Here is a 20999-nt window from a genome sequence, read left to right as displayed (position 1 = left end):
CCTGCGCAGACAAATAGGAATACAGGTTTTATTATGAAGTATCATATAGTTAAATATATATGCCTTCTGACTGCCATTGTTGTTGGCTTGGCTTTTTCAGGCATGTTTCATGTTAATGCAGAAGCGAAACAGGCTGACGACAGCCGCATGGAAACCATTCTCGCGCGCGGAAGCCTGCGCTGCGCTTACGTGGTGTACCCGCCCTTCATCACCAAAAACACGGCAAGCGGCAAGATTTCCGGCTTCGCGGTTGATTTGGCTGAAAGCATCGGCGCCAAGCTTAACCTGAAGATCGATTGGGTCGAGGAAGTGGGCTGGGCCACTATGATCGAGGGGATCCGTACCGGCCGTTATGACGCCGTGTGCACCAACATCTGGCAGAACGCCAACCGCGCCAAGTTCGTCAGCTTTACGGAACCGTTCGGCTGGTCCACCGTGCATGCGTGGGTGAAACGGGACCGCGCCGATCTTGCTTCGCGCGCCGATATCGAACGCGCGGGCACGCGCATCATGGCCCAGGAAGGCACATCGGAAGAGCGTATGGCGCGCACGCAGTTTACGGGCGCAAAAATCACCACGCTGCCCGAGCTGGCTTCCTATACCGATCTGTTCATGAACCTGACAAGCGGCAAGGTCGATACCGTGTTCGTCGAAAGCGCGGTGGCACAGCAATTCATGGCGAACAACCCGGGCAGCATCCGCGCCGCAACGGCGGGCGCGCCGCTTATGACCTTCGCGAATGTGCTGCTCCTGCCGCAAGGCGAACCGGCACTGAAAATGGCGCTGGATACCGCGCTGCAGGAAATCGTGAATGGCGGTGAATTGTCGTTGCTGATGAAAAAGCACAAGCTTGGCGGATTCTTTGAACCCGCGCGGCCCGCCTATATGGCCCAAAGCACGCGCTAGCTAGCTTAGCTTTTCCTGAATGATCGCGCCGTACCAGCCGAGCCCTTCATAGGTCTCATAACCCGGCGTAAGCGAAAAACCGACGGTGCGGCCCTGACTATCGACATAATTGCCGGCTTTCTGGCCTTCGGTGCTGATCGGCACGGTTTCCGAAAGCACGCCCTTGTGGTCGGACGCTGCAATTATGCGGAAATGACTGTCGAGCAACAGGCAGCGCGTGCGGCTTTTTTCATCGGCTTCAAGACGGACGGAATCGACGACCGTTTGTGATTGCGCTTCCCAATCGAAGAAAATTCCGAGCGCGCCGATTACCTTGCCATTCGTTTCCCCGCCATCGCGTATCGCGGCGGCATAGGTAGAGACGGCCGAACCATCGAGCAGACCGCTGGTGTCAACGTCCGTCACCACGTAATCGTCGCCGGTGGCGGTATGGATCGCGCGCTTGAACCAGTCTTCCTGTGCGACGCTGCTGCCTTGCACGCGGGTATATTTGTTGGGGCGGCCGTTCGCGATCACCTTGCCGGAAAGGTCGGCGACCCAGAGATCGAGATAAACCGTATAGGCGTTCAGAATAACGCCGAGACGTTTGCTTGCAAAAGCGCGCGCATCTTCGGTCGGGTTGCTGCAGCAATCGACGACGGCGGAATCCGTTGCCCACCAGCGCACGTCGCATGAGCGTTCATAAAGATTACGATCGATAATCTCGATCATGTTAAGAGAAAGATCGGTCAGACGGCGTCCGCGCACCTGCGCGATCAGCCTTTGGCCCAGTTCGCTCAGATCGTTGGTCTGGCCGCCCAGTTTTTCGGTCAGTTCGTCGGAAATCTTGGCGATGTGCTCGGAGATAACCTTGACTTCCTGCGCCACCACCGAAAAGCCCCTGCCCGCTTCTCCTGCACGTGTCGCTTCGATCTGGGCGTTCAGCGCCAGCATCTTGGTCGATTTCGTGACCATTTTAATTTCATCGACCTTTTTGGTCGCAGTTTCAGACAAAGCCTTTGAAAGGGCCAGAATTCGTTCGGGCATTTGTTACGACTCCACAACAATATGGAATTTTGTTGCTTGGGCGGGAAATAGAACGTGATGTATCCGGTACTTATACAAAGGCATACTCACAATTTGTTACCTTCAGGTTAACTGCATATGCGCCACGCACGCTCATCACTTTATTAAACATGCACATTTTTGTTTGCCGCGACCATTATTTTTGGGCAGATTTTATTGCAGTGCAAGAATCGACTGATTCTTTCCTAGACTAATCTCTGCTCAACCCAACCAAAAATCAACGAGGTACAGCATGATTAAGTATTTGATATTGCTGCTTGCCGTCATGGTGCCGAATGTGGCCATGGCGCAAGATGCTGCCCCTGTCATAGACAGCGGCAACACGGCTTGGCTTCTTGTATCGACCGCACTGGTCATGCTTATGACGCCGGGCCTCGCGTTTTTCTATGCAGGCATGGTGAAGCGCAAGAACGTGGTCGCAACCCTTTTCCAGAACTACGCCGCGCTTGCCGTGGCGGGTATCGTCTGGGCTATTTGCGGTTACAGCCTTGTGTTTTCGGGCGATGGTCCGTTCATCGGCGGTCTCGACAATCTGTTCCTCAAAGGCATCGGCCAGGAACCGTTCGGCGAAACCGGCGTTCCCACGATCGCTTTCGTCGCGTTCCAGATGATGTTCGCCATCATCACCCCGGCGCTGATGAGCGGCGCGATGGCGGAACGCCTCAACTTTAGCGCATGGCTTCTGATCCTCGTGCTCTGGAGCCTTGCGGTGTATGTGCCCGTGGCCCATTGGGTCTGGGGCCCCGGCGGCTGGATCGCCGGCGACGGCGGCCTTGATTTTGCGGGCGGCCTTGTGGTGCACGCAACCTCGGGCTGTTCGGCGCTTATGGCGGCTATCCTGCTCGGCAAGCGTACCGATGCTCAGGAAAAGCTGAAACCGAACGATGTCAGCCTGATCATGCTCGGCGCAGCTCTGCTGTGGTTCGGCTGGTTCGGCTTCAACGCCGGTTCCGCCATCACTTCGGGCGGCCTTGCGGCACATGCCTTCATGACCACCTTCCTCGCTGCCGCGGCCGCTTTTGCGTCCTGGGTTGCGGTGGATTGGATCCGTGGCGGCAAGCCTTCGGCCGTTGGCGGCGCGATCGGCATCATCGTCGGCCTCGTGGTGATCACGCCGGCTGCCGGTTTCGTGACCACCAATTCGGCCCTGATCATGGGTCTGATTGGCGGCGCGTTCTGCAACATCGTCGCGTGCATCATCAAGAAGATGAGCCATATGATGGACGATACGCTTGACGTGTTCGCTTGCCACGGTGTGGGCGGCATTCTCGGCGCCATCATGACAGGCATGTTCGCAGACAGTTCGGTAAACGATGCCGTTTCGGTGCAAGGCCTTCTGGTCAGCGGCGAAACCGGCCTGTTCTACGCGAACGTCAAGGGCGCCGTTGCCGTTATCATCTACTCCTTCGTCATCACGGCTATCATCATCAAGGTGGTGAGCGTGTTTACGAAGCTCCGCGTTTCGTCCGAGGTCGAACAGTACGGCCTCGATAGCGCGCAGCACGGTGAAACCGCGCGGCATCGCGAAGGCAAGTAACCCGGAACCGTTTTTCGGGTAAAAAAACAGGGCCGGTGGGGTAACCCACCGGCCCTTTCTTATTGGGCTATGTATTGCCCGCAGACTTAGGCGTTATCGATTTTTTCGCCGTGCTGCGAAGCATCGAGGCCCTGATCTTCTTCCTTGGCGGTGACCCTGACAGGGCATACCGCACCCACCACCTTGATGATGATGAAGGTTGCGACCATGCTGTAAACCGCAACGGCAACCACGCCGGTGAGGTTAGCGCTGAACAGCGTATCGCCGCCGTTCAGAAGGCCGTCAGCGCCGTGAACGGCGCTGCTGCCGAGCAGGCCGGTCATGACGATACCGATCGTGCCGCCCACACCGTGGCAAGCGAACACATCGAGGCTGTCATCGATCTTGAACTGGCCCTTGACCGCACGTGCAACAAGGTTGCACAGCACGCCCGTGACCACGCCAATGATGATGGCCGATTGCACCGTCACATAGCCAGCCGCCGGGGTAATGGCAACAAGGCCGGCGACAACGCCGATACAGCCACCCATCGCAGTCGGCTTGCCATCCTTCAACCTGTCGGTCAGCGTCCATGCAAGCATGGCAAGAGCCGCAGCAGCGAAGGTGTTGACGAAGGCAACAGCCGCAAGGCCGTTAGCCGCAAGCGCCGAACCGGCGTTGAAGCCGAACCAGCCGAACCACAGCAGAGCGGTGCCGAGCACGACGTAACCCGTGCTGTATGGCTTCGCATCGCTGCCGAAGTCCTTGCGTTTGCCGAACAGGATCGCGGCAATAAGAGCCGAATAACCCGCCGTCATGTGCACGACAAAGCCGCCGGCGAAGTCTTGCGCACCCTTGGCAGCAAGCCAGCCATCAGCCGTCCAGACCCAATGGGCCACGGGCGAATAGACCACGAGGCTCCAGAGCACCAGGATAACCAGCCATGCCTTGAAGTTCACACGTTCGGCGAAAGCACCGGTCATCAGGGCCGGGGTAATGATGGCGAACATCATCTGGAAGGCCATGAAGACACTTGCGGGAATGGTCGAACCTTCGTCCGGCGCAACGCCCACGCCAGCCAGCATCACCTTGGCGGTATCGCCGATGAAGCCGCTGTTATCGCCCGAAAAGGCAAGGCTGAAGCCGACGACGATCCACAAAAGACCGATCACGCCAAGCGCGATGACACTTTGATAGAGCGTGGAGACGGCGTTCTTGCTCCGGACCATACCGGCATAAAAAAACGCCAGACCTGGCGTCATGAGGAGCACGAGGGCGGTTGATACAAGCATCCACGCCGTATCGCCGCTGTCGATGGCGGGTGCATCCGCCGCCATGGCCGTACAGGGCAGCAACAGCAGCCCCAGTGCCGACAGCACATATTTGATGTGTCGCAACATGTCTTTTCTCCCTTGTTTGTTATTGATAAGAGTTGTGGCACCTAAGCACAGCAAGAATTGGTTACTAAGTTGTTAACCGCACTTGCTAATTACTTGTCTTACAATGATGAATCGCGCGCTTGTTTTTGTATGCCCGACTCGTGGTTTTCCACCGGCCCCATACGGTCGAAACGAAAACGGAATATTTTTCGCGTTTGCCGTCTGTGCATCTGCGAAAAAAACTATTTTTTTACAGACAGATAAGGAAAATCTCCTGCAATTTTAACTAAATCAATGGCTTGAGCAGTAATTTATTAGCAACTGCGCGGTAGAGTGAATTTCTGAAACGAATTTTTCGATAACGTTCCGAATAGACAAGGAGATAGGCTATGCAAACCCCCGAGCAAGTTCTCGGCGTTCAACAAGGCGCCACCCAAGAAGAAATCCGCCAAGCGTACAAGCGCTGGATGAAGTTCCGCAGCCCCGTACGTGAAACCGATCCCGACCAGCGCTGGGCCAAGCGCCAGGCGCTCAAGAATGTTGACCGCGCCTACATGACGCTGATCCACGGCCCGGAACGCCGCAAGCGCGCGCGCGCCCACAACTAATTATTCACCCCGAAGGCAAGGGCCGGCGGCTTGACCGCCGGCCCTTGTTCTATTTCGGGTTCTATTGGGTCCTTTGGCGCGTCATCGCGCCATGATAGCCATCAAGCATTGCGTGCTTCTCTGCTATCGCCGCGCCGTCACAGAAATGGATGACACAGAGGGCGCCGCCTCAAAGCCGCTTTAACCGCCGCATCAGAAAGCCAAGCAATTCCCGCGGGCGGGTCAGATAAAACATGACCTTGCCTGCTTTCCAGATGTCGGAGGCATAGATGTATCGGATGCGCTCTTCCAATCCCAAAATTTGATGATGCTGGGCATCGATATGTTTTTCCAACTCCAGAATCCTTCCCTGAACCGAATCTACATATGGCTTAGGCACATTGGCATCCGCGGCCCTGAAATAGGCCTTCAGCAAGCGCCAGGGCGTGTCATAGGTTTGCGCATAAAAATCTTTGGTTACGCCCGCTTTACGCCATGTATCCAGCAAGGTTTGCAATATTCCGATCAACCGCTGGCTCTTGCGGACATATTCATCCATAAACGCATAGCGGGTAAGGAGAAAATACAGCACATTGTCTTTGTGCCGATAACGCTTGGCATCGAGATAACCGGCAAGCTGTTCTATATCAGCCAAGTCTGCCACGCCGTTCAGCTGGCTGTCGCCCAGCGCCACCACCGGTTTTTGCCACAGCAAGGCATTGAGCGCCACGGTAGATGACACGGATGCCACGGCATCAATATGCGGCAGCAGCAAATGTGATACATTTTCCCAACACGCGAAGTCTTCCAGATAAATGAAGTTGGGATAGCGGCGGCGCAGGTATGTCAGCGCATTATGCCGGGCAATGCTGTCTTCGTGCCAGTGAACATGCTCGGTGACCACCACGCCAATGCGCGGACCGGCACGATCAAGCACGTCACACACTATGTCCCACGGCGCGGCATAGCGCGAACACCCGTTTAAGAGAAAATATTGACCCTGCTGCAACGGAAGCAGCAACAGATAATCCACCTTGCGCCCGCCGATCAATTGCGCGCGCGTATAAGGTGTTTTTTTGCGTAAAATGCGATCGAGGAATTTTTTGCGAAAAAGCGCCAGAAATTTGCGCCCCTCCTCCGGCAACTCGCCTGCCGCCTCCACGCCATATTTCCGGAAAAAGCTGTTCTGGAACGAACCCATGGGGTCGAAATACCATGTGGTGGGGTACGGCTTGGCCCCATAGGCAAAAATAGCGGTTTCCTGAACCAGCGTCAGCGCGCCGGGAAACATATCGCGCAAGAACGGCACGGCCATTATAAAACTCATGATGATGTCGGGTTCGAACCCGTTCAGCTTCTTGCGCACCAGCGACTGCATGGCGGCCATGGTTTCCGGTTTATATGTGCCTTGATGCCATTCCAGCGATGCTTGAAGATAATCGTTATGAATCTGGCGCAGCTCGGTTTGCGAGATAATGGCACTTGTGCAGCCGGCTTTTTGCAGCTCCGGTTCGCATTCATCCTGCGCATCGCCCATGAGAAAGAAAACGGAATGCCCGCCCGCATGGTTCAACTGATGCGCCATATCCAGCAGCACACCCGTAATCCAGCCGGTTTTCCAGCTGGGGTGGTTTTTTTCAATCCATGGCTCAACGTAAAAGAGTATTTTCATTACGCTCTGCTGCTTATGCGCATGTCCGGGCGCCCAAAGTTGCGGAAAGCGCACGGCATCAGAAACTGTAGCAGGCCATAAACCAAGCCCGAAACAGGTGGCTATGTAGGGGAAAGTGACGGCCGGGGCAATACTTACTACATATAATTAAGGGGGTGAAGCCTCCAGCCTTGTAGCGCATATGCCGGGCCTCTATATTCACCCAACCATACTTTTGGCTGCTGCATGAACTTGTCTGACAAGGAAACAAATTGGGCATGAAACTATCCGGTTCAATTGCCGCCTTTGCCGACAGCCCCTTGCCGGACGCAGTCCAACAACTGGACAGGCTTGGCGTGGACTACATTCATGTGGACTGCAACGATGATCCGCAAGTATTTAATGACATGGACACCATCCGCGCCCACACCCATTGTCCGATTGATCTACACATCATCAGCCCCACTCCGGAAAAATTCCTTCCGCTCGTTTCACGCTTTCATGTCGAACAGGTTTGCTTCCAGTATGAAACCGCCGCGCGCGTTCCCGATATCCGCGAGGAAACCGGCGCGCGCCTTGGCATGGCCTTCATGCTTGACACCGATCTGGCCGTGTTCGATGCCGTGGCAGACAAATTCCAGTTTCTTATGCTGATGGCCACAACGCCCGGCAAAAGCGGCGGCACCTTCGGCGAAGACGCTTACGATAAAATCAGCGCCGCCCGCCGGCGCTTTCCCGGCAAAGCCCTGCATGTGGATGGCGGCGTGAACGATGCCGTGAGCGGCCGCTTGCGCGATTGCGGGGTGGATGTCGTTATATCGGGCAACTTCCTTTCCAAAGCCGGCTCGCTGAGCGCCGCCGTTTTTGCCCTGAAGAACGGGTCGCGGTCGAATTTTCCCGTACGCGATTTTATGCAGGCCCGTAACGCCCTGCCCACTTTGCATACCGAAAATCTGACGCTCAAATCGGTCTTGACCACCATCAATAAGCATAAAATGGGTTTGGTGTTGATCGTCGATCATAACGACATTCTGGTTGGCATGATCACGGATGGCGATATTCGCCGCGGCATTTTGAACAATGGCACGGAGCTGGCGCTACCCAACCCTGCCGATATAATCAACTATTCCCCTCTTTCTGTAACGCCAGAACATAGCCTGCACGAAGCACTGCAAACCGTGGAAATGGCCGATCGCGTCGTGCTGTTCATGCCGGTTCTGGGGCCCGATAGACGCTTGCTGGGCGGGCTTAGCCTGCGCCAGATTTTGGGAGATCATGTATGATTATTGTTTTGAACGAGAAAATCGATGAAGTTCTTCTGCAAAAATTTCTGGCCAGCCACCCCGCCCAGATATTGACCGATCAAGGCAAAAAAATCCTGGTGAGCAGCGGCGCCATGACGGCCCTGCCTGAAGAATACCGGCAGCTGGCCAAACAGACCTTTGCCTTCAAGACCGATATCCAGCTCGCGGACAACAGTTATATCAAGCGCCGCACGATTAAGGTGGGCGACATAACCCTGGGGGACGGCGCCAGCACGGTTATGATAGCGGGCCCATGTTCGGTGGAAAACCGCGATCAGATATTCAAAACCGCCGAACATGTCGGCAAGCTTGGCGTACGCTTTTTGCGTGCGGGCGCGTTCAAGCCCCGCACATCCCCCTACTCGTTCCAGGGGCTGGGCCGCGATGGCCTAAAGCAGTTGCGCGAAGCAGCGGACCATTTCGGCATGAAGGTGGTGACCGAAACCCGCGACGCCACACAGGTAGATCAGGTGATCGATCTGTCCGATATCATTCAGATCGGGGCGAAAGCCATGTACGATCACGGCATACTTCGCGCCGTCGGCGGCTGCGGCAAGCCGGTTTTGCTGAAACGTCATTTCGGCGCCACGCTGCAGGAATTTGTGCAAAGCGCCGAATTTGTGCTGAGCGGCGGCAATCCACAGGTTATTCTATGCGAACGCGGCATCAGAAGCTTCGAAACCAAAACCCGCTTCACGCTTGATTTATGCGGCGTGGCTTTTATCAAACAGCATCTGAACCTGCCGGTGTTTATCGACCCGTCCCACGCCATGGGATACGCCTACGGCGTGCCGGACCTGACCCGCGCCGCCATGGCCATGGGCGTGGACGGCTTGTTGATCGAGGTTCATCCCGCCCCGAAGCTGGCCTTATCCGACGCCTCGCAGCAGTTGACCTACGGCGAGTTTTCAGAGCTTTATAACAGCCTGAAACCCGTCGCAGCCGCCGTCGGGCGCGTGCTAATATAACAAACAGCCATCAGCATCACACAGGGTCGTTATGAAAGTTGCCGGTGTTGTTCCCGCCAAAGGGTCAAGCAGTCGTCTGCCTGATAAAAACCGCCAATGCATACGCGGCATTCCCCTATTTCTGTGGGCTGCCAACAACCTGAACCGTGTGCTGCCCAAGCAGGATATATATATAGACAGCGACAGCGATGAAATTCTGGCCGAAGCCCGCGCCGCCGGCTTTCAGACCATCAAACGCCCCGCCGATCTTGCCACCAATGCGACGGATGGCAATCGCTTCATGATCTGGGAGGCGGAAAACATCGCATGCGACGTGCTTGTTCAGCACCTGCCCCCCATGGCCTTTTTAAGGGAAAGCACCATCAGGAAAGCACTGGACGCTATTGCATCAGGCAAGCAATCGGCCTTCGGTGCGCAAAAGGAACAAGCCTATGTGTGGACCGAACAAGGCCCTTCATACGATCCTCTAAACGTTCCGAACAGCTACACCCTGCCGCCGCTCATTCGCGAAGGCATGGGCTTCTATGCGACACGCCGCGATGCCTTGCTGCACAATCGCACCCGCATCAGCCGGCCTTATGAAATGATCGAACTGGACAGGTATGAAGCGATCGATATCGATTACCCCCATGACCTTGATTTCGCGCGTAGCGTCGCCGCCGGCCTGCCCGCGGACAGCGAATACATCAAAGGCATCGGCGCTTTGAAGCGCGAACGCATCAAGTTTCTGGTGATGGATATGGACGGCGTGATGACGGACGGCCGTTTGTATTTCTCGAACAAGGGTTTTGAAACGCTTGGTTTCCATGCGCGCGACGGCAGCGCCACAAGAAAGGCCATCAAGGCCGGCATTCAAGTCGCCGTGCTATCTTCCACCGAACAACCCGATGTGCTTCGGAAACGGGCTGATTTCATCGGAATTAAAACCTACATGGCGGGTTGCAAGGACAAGGCAGCGCAGCTTGCCGCATGGTGCGAAGAATTCAAAATACCGCCCGAACAAACCGCCTATCTGGGCGATGACATGGCCGATCTTGGCCCGATGCAGATGGCTGGCCACGCCGCCTGCCCTGCCGATGCCGATGCCCGGATCAAACGCATCGCCCGCTACGCGCTGCAGCGCAAGGGCGGCCATGGCTGCGTAAGCGAATTCATCCACACCTACATCCTGGACGCCTGACAATGATGAATGCTGAATTTGAACGCTGGTTCGGCCGCGAACACCTTGACGAATACTGCACCGGCGTATTTTCCGATTGCATGGACAAAATGGGCCTGTCCGGCCGCGTCACGCACGAATGGAAGATCAACAATCCGCGCGGCCGATTGTTTGGCAAGGTTCGCACGCTGACGGTTGAAGCACTTGATACCAAGGACGAGCAAATCCAGCTTGGCCTGAATTTTCTGGCATCATTAGGCAGCAGCGATGTATTTGTCGTGAAAGGCAACCGCAGCTTCGCCTATTTCGGCGAGCTTATGTCACGCCTCTCGCAGGAAATAGGTTTGGCGGGCGTGGTGATCGACGGCCTGACGCGCGATACCTGGTACACCCAGACCATCGAACTTCCCGTGTTCGCCAAAGGCTATTCGCCGGTCGATATCAAGGGGCGCGGGCGTGTCACGTCCCCCGATGTTGCCGTGGTCATCGACGGCATTACGGTGCAGCCGGGCGATTATGTTTTTGCCGATCAGGACGCCGTCGTGTTCATTCCGTCGTCGCGCATGGAAGATGTCGCCAAGGCCGTGCGCATCATGGTGGGCAAGGAAGCGGATATAAAAACCATGATCGAGAACGGCAAAAGCATTAAGGATATTCTGACCAGCCATACCGAGTTTTAGGCAGTGGCCGGGAAAATGGTGGACAGGGAAGGATTCGAACCTTCGTACGCTCGCGCGGGCAGATTTACAGTCTGCTGCCATTAACCACTCGGCCACCTGTCCACTTGGCCGCAAGGCCGGCCAAGTCTGGGCCTCGCGGTTATTCAAAACACCCGCCTTGCGGGCGGGCGCTCCCCTGTCTATGGGGCCGTGCCGTATAGCAGGAAAGACAAGCCGTGTAACGAATATAGGCAAGGCTTGTCAACTTATGCGGTTTGGCCTTATGTGAAGCCCATGAAATCAGCCAAAAAAGACCGTTTCCGGCCCCGCCGCGACAAGCACGGCCCCAAGCGCGGCCCAAAACGCGATCAGCGCGATTCCAAGCGCGAAGCCAGGCCGCCCAAAAACCAGCCGCAAGGCAACACCCCGGCTACGGCGGGCGCACCGCGCGCATCGGGCGCCTGGCTTCACGGGTTACATGCCGTGCGGGCCGCTTGGCTGAACCCGCGCCGCAATTGCCGCCAATTATGGCTTGCCGATAGCGCAGCCGAAAGTTTTGAAGCCACGCTGCAAGAAGCGCGCGCGCTGAAACTGAACCGCCCTTCCCCCCGCATCGTATCGCGAACCGAACTTGATGCCATGCTTTCAGGCTGCGTGCATCAGGGTATCGCGCTCGATGCCGCGCCGCTGCCGGAAATGCAGCTTGAAGATTTGCTTGCCGCACAGCCGAACCTTGTCGTGCTGCTCGACCAGGTGACGGACCCGCACAATGTTGGCGCGATTTTGCGCTCCGCTGCCGCGTTCGGCGCAGGCGGGCTCGTGCTGACAGAACGCAACGCGCCGGGCGCCACCGGCACGCTGGCGAAATCGGCCTCCGGCGCGCTCGATGCCGTACCGCTCGTGCATGTCGTCAACCTCGCGCGCGCGCTCGAACAATTGCGCGAAGCCGGTTACTGGTGCGTCGGCCTGGCGGAAGAAGGCGCGCGCTCCATCGCCGCACTCGATCTCAGCGGCAAGACCGCGCTCGTGCTGGGCGCGGAAGGCACGGGGCTGCGGCGTCTGACGCGCGAACGCTGCGACGAGCTTGCGCATCTGCCGACGCAAGGGCCGATCGGCAGCCTCAATGTTTCGAACGCCGCCGCGGTGGCGCTGTATGAAGCGCGGAGGCAAACCGAGAAGGCTGGAAAATGATTTACCTTAATTTTCCTGACCGATCATTCCAAAAAGACGAACAAGGAAACCTGATTTATTATCCTGTGGGCCGCTTCGGCAAAGGATATGTCGTTCCCTCCGATATAGAAAAAGAACAAATCAAGAAGAAAATAGCAAAAGGTATAATCATACCCGTGGTCATTTTTATCGTTGCCGCACTTGTATTATACATAACAAATTACCCCCCATCAGCGGTCTTCCTCATCGTTTTCGGATTTGCAGCAAACCTGTATGTCAGGAAAAAAGCGGTGCCAGAGAGTCTGGAAGCAAGCCCAAGAAAATTCGATGTCATAGAAGCAAGGGCGCTCATATTGAGTGTAGTTGACTACAGCATCCTCATAGTTACGATTTTGTTTTTTTCCTTTGCGTTCGCATTGCAAATTCCCGCAATTCTAAAATACAACTGGCATCCATTCTTCGTTGCCGTTGCGGCTTTCATTGGTCTTTCTACAATCTATTTGATATATATGCTGACATTAAAAATCAGGCTCGGCAGAAAGAATAAGGGCTAAACTCGCCCCAACCTGATCGCAAGCGGGCAGGAAAAATCGCGCACCGTCGCGGGGTCGCCCCATAGCGCGGCAAGCGGCGCATAAACCTCTTTAAGCGCCGCCGCGCCGTTTTGCGCCGCAAATTTCTGCGCCGCCGACCAACTTGACAGATAGCCAAGCATGTGCGGCAGATCGTGCGCGGCGGCAATCGCAACATCCGGTGCCGGCAATTCATCGAACGGAAACGGAATATCTTTGTACCCGCCCCAAATAAGCTTGTTCTGCGGCTGCCAATAGGGGCCGAACGCGCCATGCGCAATCTCGTTTATCGCCGCGTCTATCGCCGGTTCGCGGGAGCGAAAGAACCCATAAGCCCACAGCGCGATAACGCCGCCGGGCTTCAGCGCGCGCCGCGCTTCGGCGTTGAACCTGCCGTGATCGAACCAGTGCGCCGCCATGGCCGCGCTGACAAGATCAGCCGCGCCGGCATCAAGCGGCGCGCGTTCGGCCGCTATGCTGTATGTGATATTCGGGCACGGCGCGGCGCGGGCGATTTGCTCCGCGCTCGGATCGGTCGCGAATACGTGCGCAAAACGGGCTGCGAGGCCCACGGCCGCCTGCCCGTTGCCGGTGCCGCAATCCCAAACGATCTCGCGCGCCGGGCACAGATTGGCGATATGATCGAACAAGGCATCGGGATAGCGCGGGCGGTAGCGCGCATAAATATCGGCATGGCCGGAGAAATGATCGGCGAACGGTTCGCGCCGCAAGGCTTCAGGCATGACCGGCATCGCCCGAAAGCATGGCGGGAGAGATACCGAGCCGCGCGATCGCGCGCTCCCATTTGTTTTCGAGCTGGCCGTCAAACAAAAACCCGGTATCGCTTGACGATGTAAGCCAGCCGTTCGCTTGCAATTCGGCATTCAGCTGCCCCGGCTGCCACCCGGCATAGCCAAGCGCGAGCAGGCACTGTTCCGGCCCCTGCCCCCGCGAAAGTTCCTGCAAAATCTCCACCGTCGCGGTCATGCCGATCCCGTCATCGATCATCATCGTGCCTTCGCGCCGGTAATCGGCGGTATGCAGTACAAAACCGCGGTTGCTTTCCACCGGCCCGCCGAAATGCACGCGCACATCATGCGCCGCGTCCGCGAGCGTAAGATCGAGCTGTTCGAGCAGCGTGCGGAAATTCAGTGAACCGTAAAGACGATTGACGATAAGCCCCATCGCGCCCTGTTCGTTGTGCGAACACATATAAATGACCGCGTGCGCGAAGCGCGGGTCGGCCATGGTGGGCATGGCGATAAGCAGCTGGCCGGTTAACCAGTTGGTTTCGCTTTTCGTTGCCTTCGAACCCGGTTTTTCCGGCATCAAAAAAACCCTGTATCTTAACAATCGTGGTTTATCTTAACATGGTGATTGGTTAAACAAGCATAAACCGGAAGATCACAGGGCGCTACCATGATTCGCTTGCTTTCCACGCTAATTGTTTTTGCCGCCGTCATCATAGGCATGCCCGCCGCGCAAGCCGCGACCAGCACGCCATGGCAATCCAATGAACAGCTAAGCGTGCGCCTGCTTTCCGGGGTCAATGCCGTGGGCGACCTGAGCGTGATCCCGCTCGGGCTCGAAGTGAAACTGGCGCCGGAATGGGATACCTATTGGCGCTCGCCCGGCGATGCCGGTATGCCGCCGAATATCGATTGGCTCAAATCGCAACCGGACGGAAACATCGACAGCATTACAATCCTGTACCCGGCGCCCCACCGCTTCACGATGCAGGGCCTGGATACGTTCGGCTACAGCACGCATGTTATCTTCCCGCTTGAATTGCAGCCGCGCGAGCCGGGCAAGCCCGTGACGCTCGATGCACGCGTGGATATTCTGGTGTGCAAGAATATATGCATCCCCCACCGTTTTGATATGAAGCTCGCGCTGCCCACAGGCGCGGCCGCGCGCAGCGATGTCGCGGCGCTGATCGACGAATACCGCGCCAAGGTCCCGCGCGATAGCGACGAAGCCGGGCTAAAGGTCACGGCCGCTGTGATGGATGTCGAAAACGGCGTGCTGACGGTCGATATCGCATCCGAAAAGCCGCTGCAGATGCCGGATGTGTTCGTCGAAACATCCGAAAGCCTGATCTTCTCCGCCGCCGCGACCGAAATAAGCCCCGATACGCTGTTCGCCGAAATGCGCCTGCCGCTGGCCGCCATGTCGGACAAGGAAGCGTTGCGCGGGGGGCTGCCGCTTACGCTGACCGTCACGGATGGCGATCGTTCGCGCGAACAGAAGGTCGATCTCATCCTCGAAGCGCAGCCCGCCCTATCAGAGGAGCCCGCGACCGAACTGGACCCACCAAATGACGGGCTTTTGCTCGTCATTCTTTTCGCGCTGATCGGCGGCTTTATCCTCAACCTCATGCCTTGCGTGCTGCCGGTGCTTTCGCTGAAGATTTTGTCGGTTATCAGTCATGGCGGCGGGGAGCGGGCGACCGTGCGGCGCAGCTTCCTGACCACCAGCGCGGGCATCGTCTTTTCCTTTCTCGTGCTCGCGGGCATGATGATCGCGCTGAAGGCGGCAGGGCTTGCGGTCGGCTGGGGCGTACAGTTTCAGCAGCCCCTGTTCATCGTGTTTCTTTGCGTGCTGCTGGTTCTGTTCGCCGCAAATCTTTGGGAATTGCTTGGCGTTCGCCTGCCTTACTGGCTCAGCGATCAGGTCGCTTACGCCAGCTACCACCCTCGGCTGGCGGGTGATTTCACCACCGGCGCCTTCGCCACTCTGCTCGCCACGCCTTGCACCGCACCGTTTCTCGGCACCGCCATCGGTTTCGCGCTCGCAGCCGGCACAACGGAAATATTGCTGGTTTTCTTCGCGCTCGGCACCGGCATGGCATTGCCATACCTTCTGATCGCATGGCGGCCGGGGCTGGCCACTTTATTGCCCCGCCCCGGCCACTGGATAACGGGGCTGCGCCGTATTCTCGGCCTCGCGCTGATCGTGACCGCCGCGTGGCTGCTTTTCGTGCTTTCAACGCAAGCGAGTGTGGATGCCGCACTGGCCGTTGCCGCCTGCCTCGGCGGCACCGTGCTGCTGCTTGCCGCCAAGCGCCTTACCGAAGGGCATGTGAGGCGCGCGATCAAAGCCGCAATCGCGCTGCTAATCGGCACATGCTTTATCCTCGCCGCGCTTGGCGCGCCCGACCCCGCCGAACCGCCCGCCTATACCGGCGCATATAATTGGCACAAGTTCGATGAAGAACAGATCCCCGTGCTGGTCGGCGCCGGCAAAACCGTGTTCGTGGATGTTACGGCTTCATGGTGCCTGACATGCAAGGCGAACAAGCGCTTCGTGCTCGATACCGAAGATGTGCGCGAAGCCTTGTTCGCAGACGATGTCGTCGCGATGGAGGCGGACTGGACAAACCCGGACCCGGCCATCGCCGCCTATCTGAAGAAGCATAAACGCTATGGTATTCCCTTTAACGTCGTTTACGGCCCGGGCAGCAAGCGGCCCATCCTGTTGCCTGAACTTTTGACCGAAAGCATCGTCTTGAAAGCCTTGAAGAAAGCGCGCGCCGCGCAATAAAGGCACGAACGGGCTTGCCGCATGCATGCGCAGTGCGTACAAAGGGCGTGCTGATTTATTCACCCGAAAAGGAGAACGGCATGACCATCAAGACCGGCGACAAAATCCCCGCTATCGCGCTTAAGCAACTGACCGCGGACGGCATGCAGGACCTGAACACCGAAAGCGTTTTCAAGGGCAAAAAGGTCGTGATGTTTGCGGTTCCCGGCGCTTTCACGCCGACCTGCTCGGCCCGCCATCTGCCCGGCTATGTCAACAACCTAAACTCCTTCAAGCAGCAAGGCATCGAAGTTGCCTGCCTTTCGGTCAACGACCCGTTCGTGATGGACGCGTGGGCCAAGCAGGGCAACGCCTCGGGCATCACCATGCTCGCGGACGGCAACGCCAGCTTCACCAAGGCGCTCGGGCTTGAAATGGACGGCAGCGGTTACGGCCTCGGCACACGCTGCCAGCGTTTTGCGCTTTATGCCGAAGACGGCGTCGTGAAGCAGCTTGCGGTCGAAGCGCCGGGCCAGTTCGAGGTTTCGAGCGCGGAAGCGATGCTGCAAATGGTCGGCAAGGCGAAAGCGGCTTAAAGCTTAGCCTTCGCTTGCGGCGCGCGCGAGCGCGTCGGCGCGCTCGTTCTCCACATGGCCGTCATGGCCGCGCACCCATATGTATTCGACATCGTGCGGCGCCGCAGCTTCGATCAGGCGTTTCCACAGATCGACATTCTTCACCGGCTTTTTGTCGGCGGTTTTCCAGCCGCGCTTCTGCCATGAAGACACCCATTCGGTGATGCCGTTGCGCACATACTGGCTGTCTGTATAAAGCTTCACGCACGATGAGCGTTTAAGCGTTTCGAGCGCCATGATAGCGGCCATCAGCTCCATGCGGTTATTGGTCGTATCCTTGGCGCTGCCCGATATTTCCTTTTCCGCGCCGTTATAGCGCAAAAGCGCGCCCCAGCCGCCGCGGCCCGGATTACCGCTGCACGCGCCATCCGTGAATATCTCGACAACATCATCGTCCTTCGTCATGCGCGCTACTCTACACCAAGCAGGCGCATGATGAAGCCCGTGAGACTTTGGGATTGTTCGGAGCCTTGCGCCGCCGTGGTGCCCGCTTGCGCGCGATTGTAGTTATATTGTGCATATAGCGAAGGCAGCGCCTGCGCCGGCCGGCCGGCCTCGGCCGCCGCCATATAATCGTGCCACAATTGCGCGGGCGCGCCGCCGCCCGTGACCCGCTTCATCGAAGCATTGTCATCGTTGCCCATCCACACGCCCGTGGTGTAATCGGACGTAAAGCCCACGAACCATGCATCGCGGTAATCCTGCGTCGTGCCGGTCTTGCCCGCCGCTTGCCTGTCCAGCCGGGCGCGGCGGCCGGTGCCTTCCTGCACTACGCTCATCATCATATCGGTCAGCACGGCAATCGCTTCCGGATCGACCGCCACCGGCGGCACCGCGCTTTCCGGACGGCGATAGATTTCCTGCCCGTCGCGCACGCGTATGGAAATAACCGCATAGGGCGTCACCGCACGGCCGCCCGCGGCGATGGCGGCGAAGGCGGTCGTCAGTTCCATCAGGCTGGCTTCGCTGGTGCCGAGCGCAAGCGAAAGATCGCGGTTGAGCGGCGAAGTGATCCCAAGCGCGCCGGCCGCGCGCACCACCGGCGCGATGCCGATATCGTGCAGCACGCGCACCGCGACGGTATTGAGCGATTCCGCCAGCGCCTGCCTTGCCGTAACCTCGCCCCTGTACTGGTTGTCGTAATTGGTGGGGGAATAGGATCCGATTTTGATCGGCGCGTCTTCCAGAACCGTATCGGGCTGCAAACCGGCCTGAATAGCGGCAAGATAGATGAACGGCTTGAAGGCGGAGCCTGTCTGCCGCCGCGATTGCGTAACACGGTCATATTCGCTTTCACGGAAATCGCGCCCGCCCACATAGGCGCGCACCGCGCCGTCCGGCGCAAGGCTGAGCAGCGCGGCCTGACCTATGTTGCCCGCTGTACCATCCTTCTCGAGCGTCGCTTCAAGGTATTTTTCCGCCGCGCGCTGCAAACCCATATCGAGCGTGGTGGTCACCAGAATATCCTGCCCCGTGCTGCCGGCTATCTGCGTCGCCTGATCGGCCACCCATGCGGCAAAATAGCGGGCATCGGCCATCACGGCGGGTTTGATCTCGCCCATCTCCGCCATCGCAAAGCGGCGCTGGCGTTCGTCTATAAAGCCGGTTTCCACCATAAGGTTCAAAACCAGCGCGGCGCGCGCCTTGGCTTGGTCCGGGTTGTTGGTGGGGGCGTAGCGCGAAGGCGCCTTCAGCAACCCGGCCAGCAGCGCGGCTTCGCCAAGATTGATGTTGCGCGCGCTTTTCCCGAAATAGACGCGCGCCGCCGCATCCACGCCATAGGTGCCGGAACCGAGGTAAACGCGATTGAGATAAGCGCCGAGGATCTGGTCCTTGCTATAAGTATGTTCGAGCCAGATCGCGAGCATCATTTCCTGCACCTTGCGGCGGAAAGTGCGCTCGGGCGTCAGAAACAAATTCTTGGCAAGCTGCTGCGTGATGGTGGATCCGCCCTGTACCACGCGCCCGGCCCTGAGGTTCGCGAACATCGCGCGCGCGAGCCCGAACACATCCACCCCGCCATGGTCGAAAAAGCGCCGGTCTTCCACCGCCATGACCGCATGCGTCAGATATTTGGGAAGCTGCGCCAGCGGAACCTGTTCGCCATACAAATCGCCGAAGCGCGCGAACTGTGTGCCGTCCTGCGTCATCAGCACGATCGAAGGGCGGCGGGTCGGCCCTTCGACCTGCCGCACATCCGGCAGATCATAGGCGTACCACGACAAAAGAAAGAACAGCCCGACGCCGCCCCAAATAACCGCGAGCGCGGCTGCCGTGAACAGCTTGCGCCGCCGCGCGGGCGTAAGCGCGAAAGGCCGCGCAATGGTTTTCCAGAAACGACCGAAGCGCCGCCCAAGCAGCTTCCCGAACCGCTTGCGCGCATGGCGCATCCGGGCGCGCAAGCCGTGGCGGCGGCGTGATTTTTTTGATGTGCGGCGTTTGGTCAAGCGCTTTCCCCGGGAAAGTTTCTTACTAGCAAATAGGTCACCGGCGCGTAAGCTGGTTTCCGCCAGCGCATTAGCCAAACAAAAGTGACGCAATCAGGGCGATTGTGCCACATGGATTGCTGCACTGCAGCAGGTGTTTTGAATTGTAACGACTCTGGCGGTTATTTTATGATGCCGGACCCAGTATGCGGGGATGGTCATGGCCAGCACGGATCAAATCATTTACAGGGGTCCCTTCAAGACTCTCCCGTACGAACAATACGCCGCCATGAACGGCCGGCCGCCGGAGGCCCTGCGCGATCAACTGGTGGAAGTGCTAAAAGAATACGGCCGCATCGATATCTACAGCCGAAAATGCAGTTTGTTCGACGCCGCTTCGGAGCTTGCGCAAACGGGGCGGGCATATATGCGCGAGAAAAACGGAAGATCGTATATTTCGGCCTACAGACCGTTGCAGACAGCCCAGGCGCGCATCATGAGCATGCTGGTTATCAATCTGTAAAAAATTACGGAGCCCGCGCAAAATCGCCGGCTCGCTTTGTTCGATTTTCGATCAGGTGATGGTGCCGTTGAAGAGACTCGAACTCCCGACCCGCGCATTACGAATGCGCTGCTCTACCAACTGAGCTACAACGGCGCGCCAACACTGAAAGTGCCGCAAACCTAGTTATTCCGGCCACAATGGTCAATAAATTCGTTTCCGCCCGTGCGGAAGGTTAATGTTAACTAATGAGTCACCTGCGGCCTGACCCATTGGCTCACGATCGCGTGCGCCTGCTGCGCCGCCACTTCAGGATGGTACCAACCGAACACGGCGAGCGCCGCTTCATAGGCCCTGCCGTCCGGCGCGCCGCTATCGAGCATTTCGCTGTAGGCGCGACGCACGGCACCCGAACAGCAATCGCCGGCGCAAATATCCGCGATCTCGTCTTTGCTCAAAGGTTTACGGACGGAGGCGTTCATCGCCTGACTTTATCCGTCTTGGGCTTGGTGCCTTTCTTGACGCCGTAAAGTTCCAGCCGGTGGCCGACAAGGTCATAGCCGAGGCTGGTAGCAATTTTTTCCTTGAGCTTTTCAAGGTCTTCATCCTGAAATTCGACTACCTCGCCGGAATTCAGGTCGATCAGATGATGGTGATGTTCGTCGCGCGACTCTTCATAGCGCGCACGGCCATCGCCGAAATCGAGCCGCTCGATCACGTTCGCTTCCTCGAACAGGCGCATGGTGCGGTACACGGTGGCAATGCTGATGTGGGGGTCAAGCGAATGGGCGCGGCGGTAAACTTCCTCCACATCCGGGTGGTCGTGCGCGTCCGATAAAACGCGGCTGATAACCCGGCGCTGCTCGGTCATCTTCAGGCCGCGCTCGACGCACAGCTTTTCAAGGCGTGAAATCATGCCGACCCCCTGTTTACGGGTCCGGGCGGGGCCTGCCGCGCGGACGCTCTTGACAACAATGT

At 57.8% G+C, this 20999-nt stretch carries 21 protein-coding genes and 2 tRNA genes; 12 read left to right on the top strand and 11 right to left on the bottom strand.

Annotation, left to right across the window (positions count from 1 at the left end; translation table 11 throughout):
* Positions 1-33 precede the first annotated feature (33 nt).
* The gene (locus GC131_09600; GenBank protein ID MBI1274318.1) at positions 34-906 is read left to right on the top strand and encodes a transporter substrate-binding domain-containing protein; all 873 of its coding nucleotides are present in this window, start codon (positions 34-36) and stop codon (positions 904-906) included.
* On the opposite strand, the gene GC131_09595 is transcribed toward GC131_09600, so the two are convergent.
* The gene (locus tag GC131_09595) at positions 907-1932 is read right to left on the bottom strand and encodes a chemotaxis protein (GenBank protein MBI1274317.1); all 1026 of its coding nucleotides are present in this window, start codon (positions 1930-1932) and stop codon (positions 907-909) included. It abuts the gene before it with no gap.
* 322 nt (positions 1933-2254) lie between these two features.
* Between GC131_09595 and amt (GC131_09590) the strand changes: the two genes are divergently transcribed.
* The gene (amt, locus tag GC131_09590) at positions 2255-3508 is read left to right on the top strand and encodes an ammonium transporter (protein MBI1274316.1); all 1254 of its coding nucleotides are present in this window, start codon (positions 2255-2257) and stop codon (positions 3506-3508) included.
* 86 nt (positions 3509-3594) lie between these two features.
* Here amt (GC131_09590) and amt (GC131_09585) read toward each other — a convergent pair whose 3' ends face one another.
* Positions 3595-4887, bottom strand: coding sequence for an ammonium transporter (gene amt / locus GC131_09585; GenBank protein MBI1274315.1), 1293 nt, complete (start codon positions 4885-4887; stop codon positions 3595-3597).
* Positions 4888-5255: 368 nt separating this feature from the next.
* On the opposite strand from amt (GC131_09585), the gene GC131_09580 reads away from it, so the two are divergent.
* Complete coding sequence (locus GC131_09580) at positions 5256-5474, top strand: DnaJ domain-containing protein (GenBank protein ID MBI1274314.1); 219 nt, start codon at positions 5256-5258, stop codon at positions 5472-5474.
* A 169-nt stretch (positions 5475-5643) separates the two neighbouring features.
* Here the strand turns inward: GC131_09580 and GC131_09575 are convergent, their stop codons facing one another.
* Complete coding sequence (locus GC131_09575) at positions 5644-7125, bottom strand: hypothetical protein (protein ID MBI1274313.1); 1482 nt, start codon at positions 7123-7125, stop codon at positions 5644-5646.
* A 257-nt stretch (positions 7126-7382) separates the two neighbouring features.
* Here GC131_09575 and GC131_09570 point away from each other — a divergent pair, with 257 nt between their 5' ends.
* Genes GC131_09570 through GC131_09555 form a run of 4 tightly spaced genes read left to right on the top strand, consistent with a single transcriptional unit; the run spans position 7383 to position 11215 of the window.
* Positions 7383-8387 (top strand): CBS domain-containing protein, encoded by a 1005-nt coding sequence (locus GC131_09570; GenBank protein MBI1274312.1) that lies wholly within the window; start codon positions 7383-7385, stop codon positions 8385-8387.
* Entirely contained in the window at positions 8384-9376 is a 993-nt protein-coding gene (gene aroF / locus GC131_09565; protein MBI1274311.1) for a 3-deoxy-7-phosphoheptulonate synthase, read from the top strand. Before GC131_09570 ends, aroF begins: the two co-directional genes overlap by 4 nt.
* A gap of 31 nt (positions 9377-9407) precedes the next feature.
* A complete protein-coding gene (locus tag GC131_09560) occupies positions 9408-10556 on the top strand; it encodes an HAD hydrolase family protein (GenBank protein ID MBI1274310.1) in 1149 nt (382 codons plus the stop codon).
* A 2-nt stretch (positions 10557-10558) separates the two neighbouring features.
* Complete coding sequence (locus GC131_09555; GenBank protein ID MBI1274309.1) at positions 10559-11215, top strand: hypothetical protein; 657 nt, start codon at positions 10559-10561, stop codon at positions 11213-11215.
* Between the two features lie 16 nt (positions 11216-11231).
* Here the strand turns inward: GC131_09555 and GC131_09550 are convergent.
* Positions 11232-11317 (bottom strand) — tRNA-Tyr (locus GC131_09550).
* A 171-nt stretch (positions 11318-11488) separates the two neighbouring features.
* Here GC131_09550 and rlmB point away from each other — a divergent pair.
* Both rlmB and GC131_09540 read left to right on the top strand, forming a co-directional pair.
* Positions 11489-12385, top strand: a complete 897-nt coding sequence (rlmB, locus tag GC131_09545; protein MBI1274308.1) for a 23S rRNA (guanosine(2251)-2'-O)-methyltransferase RlmB — start codon at positions 11489-11491, stop codon at positions 12383-12385.
* Positions 12382-12918, top strand: coding sequence for a hypothetical protein (locus GC131_09540; protein ID MBI1274307.1), 537 nt, complete (start codon positions 12382-12384; stop codon positions 12916-12918). Before rlmB ends, GC131_09540 begins: the two co-directional genes overlap by 4 nt.
* Here GC131_09540 and GC131_09535 read toward each other — a convergent pair.
* Both GC131_09535 and GC131_09530 read right to left on the bottom strand, forming a co-directional pair.
* Entirely contained in the window at positions 12915-13688 is a 774-nt protein-coding gene (locus GC131_09535; GenBank protein MBI1274306.1) for a methyltransferase domain-containing protein, read from the bottom strand. The two genes, GC131_09540 and GC131_09535, sit on opposite strands and share 4 nt — an antisense overlap.
* On the bottom strand, positions 13672-14265 hold the full coding sequence (locus tag GC131_09530; protein MBI1274305.1) for a YqgE/AlgH family protein: 594 nt from the start codon (positions 14263-14265) through the stop codon (positions 13672-13674). The genes GC131_09535 and GC131_09530 overlap by 17 nt, the downstream gene beginning before the upstream one ends.
* A 90-nt stretch (positions 14266-14355) precedes the next feature.
* Between GC131_09530 and GC131_09525 the strand changes: the two genes are divergently transcribed.
* Together GC131_09525 and GC131_09520 are read left to right on the top strand one after the other, a co-directional pair.
* Positions 14356-16479, top strand: a complete 2124-nt coding sequence (locus tag GC131_09525) for a copper resistance protein (protein MBI1274304.1) — start codon at positions 14356-14358, stop codon at positions 16477-16479.
* 80 nt (positions 16480-16559) lie between these two features.
* Complete coding sequence (locus GC131_09520; GenBank protein ID MBI1274303.1) at positions 16560-17054, top strand: redoxin family protein; 495 nt, start codon at positions 16560-16562, stop codon at positions 17052-17054.
* 3 nt (positions 17055-17057) lie between these two features.
* Here GC131_09520 and rnhA read toward each other — a convergent pair whose 3' ends face one another.
* Together rnhA and GC131_09510 are read right to left on the bottom strand one after the other, a co-directional pair.
* The gene (rnhA, locus tag GC131_09515; protein ID MBI1274302.1) at positions 17058-17498 is read right to left on the bottom strand and encodes a ribonuclease HI; all 441 of its coding nucleotides are present in this window, start codon (positions 17496-17498) and stop codon (positions 17058-17060) included.
* Positions 17499-17503: 5 nt separating this feature from the next.
* On the bottom strand, positions 17504-19540 hold the full coding sequence (locus tag GC131_09510; GenBank protein MBI1274301.1) for a PBP1A family penicillin-binding protein: 2037 nt from the start codon (positions 19538-19540) through the stop codon (positions 17504-17506).
* 193 nt (positions 19541-19733) lie between these two features.
* On the opposite strand from GC131_09510, the gene GC131_09505 reads away from it, so the two are divergent.
* Positions 19734-20042: a hypothetical protein gene (locus GC131_09505; GenBank protein MBI1274300.1), complete on the top strand. Its 309-nt coding sequence runs from the start codon at positions 19734-19736 to the stop codon at positions 20040-20042.
* A 59-nt stretch (positions 20043-20101) separates the two neighbouring features.
* Here GC131_09505 and GC131_09500 read toward each other — a convergent pair.
* From GC131_09500 to GC131_09490, 3 genes are all read right to left on the bottom strand, one after another.
* A tRNA-Thr gene (locus tag GC131_09500) sits at positions 20102-20177 on the bottom strand.
* 89 nt (positions 20178-20266) lie between these two features.
* The gene (locus GC131_09495; protein ID MBI1274299.1) at positions 20267-20503 is read right to left on the bottom strand and encodes a hypothetical protein; all 237 of its coding nucleotides are present in this window, start codon (positions 20501-20503) and stop codon (positions 20267-20269) included.
* Positions 20500-20937, bottom strand: coding sequence for a transcriptional repressor (locus GC131_09490; protein ID MBI1274298.1), 438 nt, complete (start codon positions 20935-20937; stop codon positions 20500-20502). The genes GC131_09495 and GC131_09490 overlap by 4 nt, the downstream gene beginning before the upstream one ends.
* Between the last annotated feature and the right edge of the window lie 62 nt (positions 20938-20999).

The sequence above is a fragment of the Alphaproteobacteria bacterium genome, from assembly GCA_016124955.1.
Taxonomy (GTDB): Bacteria; Pseudomonadota; Alphaproteobacteria; order UBA9219; family RFNS01; genus RI-461.
Note: the sequence above shows the minus strand (reverse complement) of the source record. Positions and strands in the feature narration are given on the sequence as shown.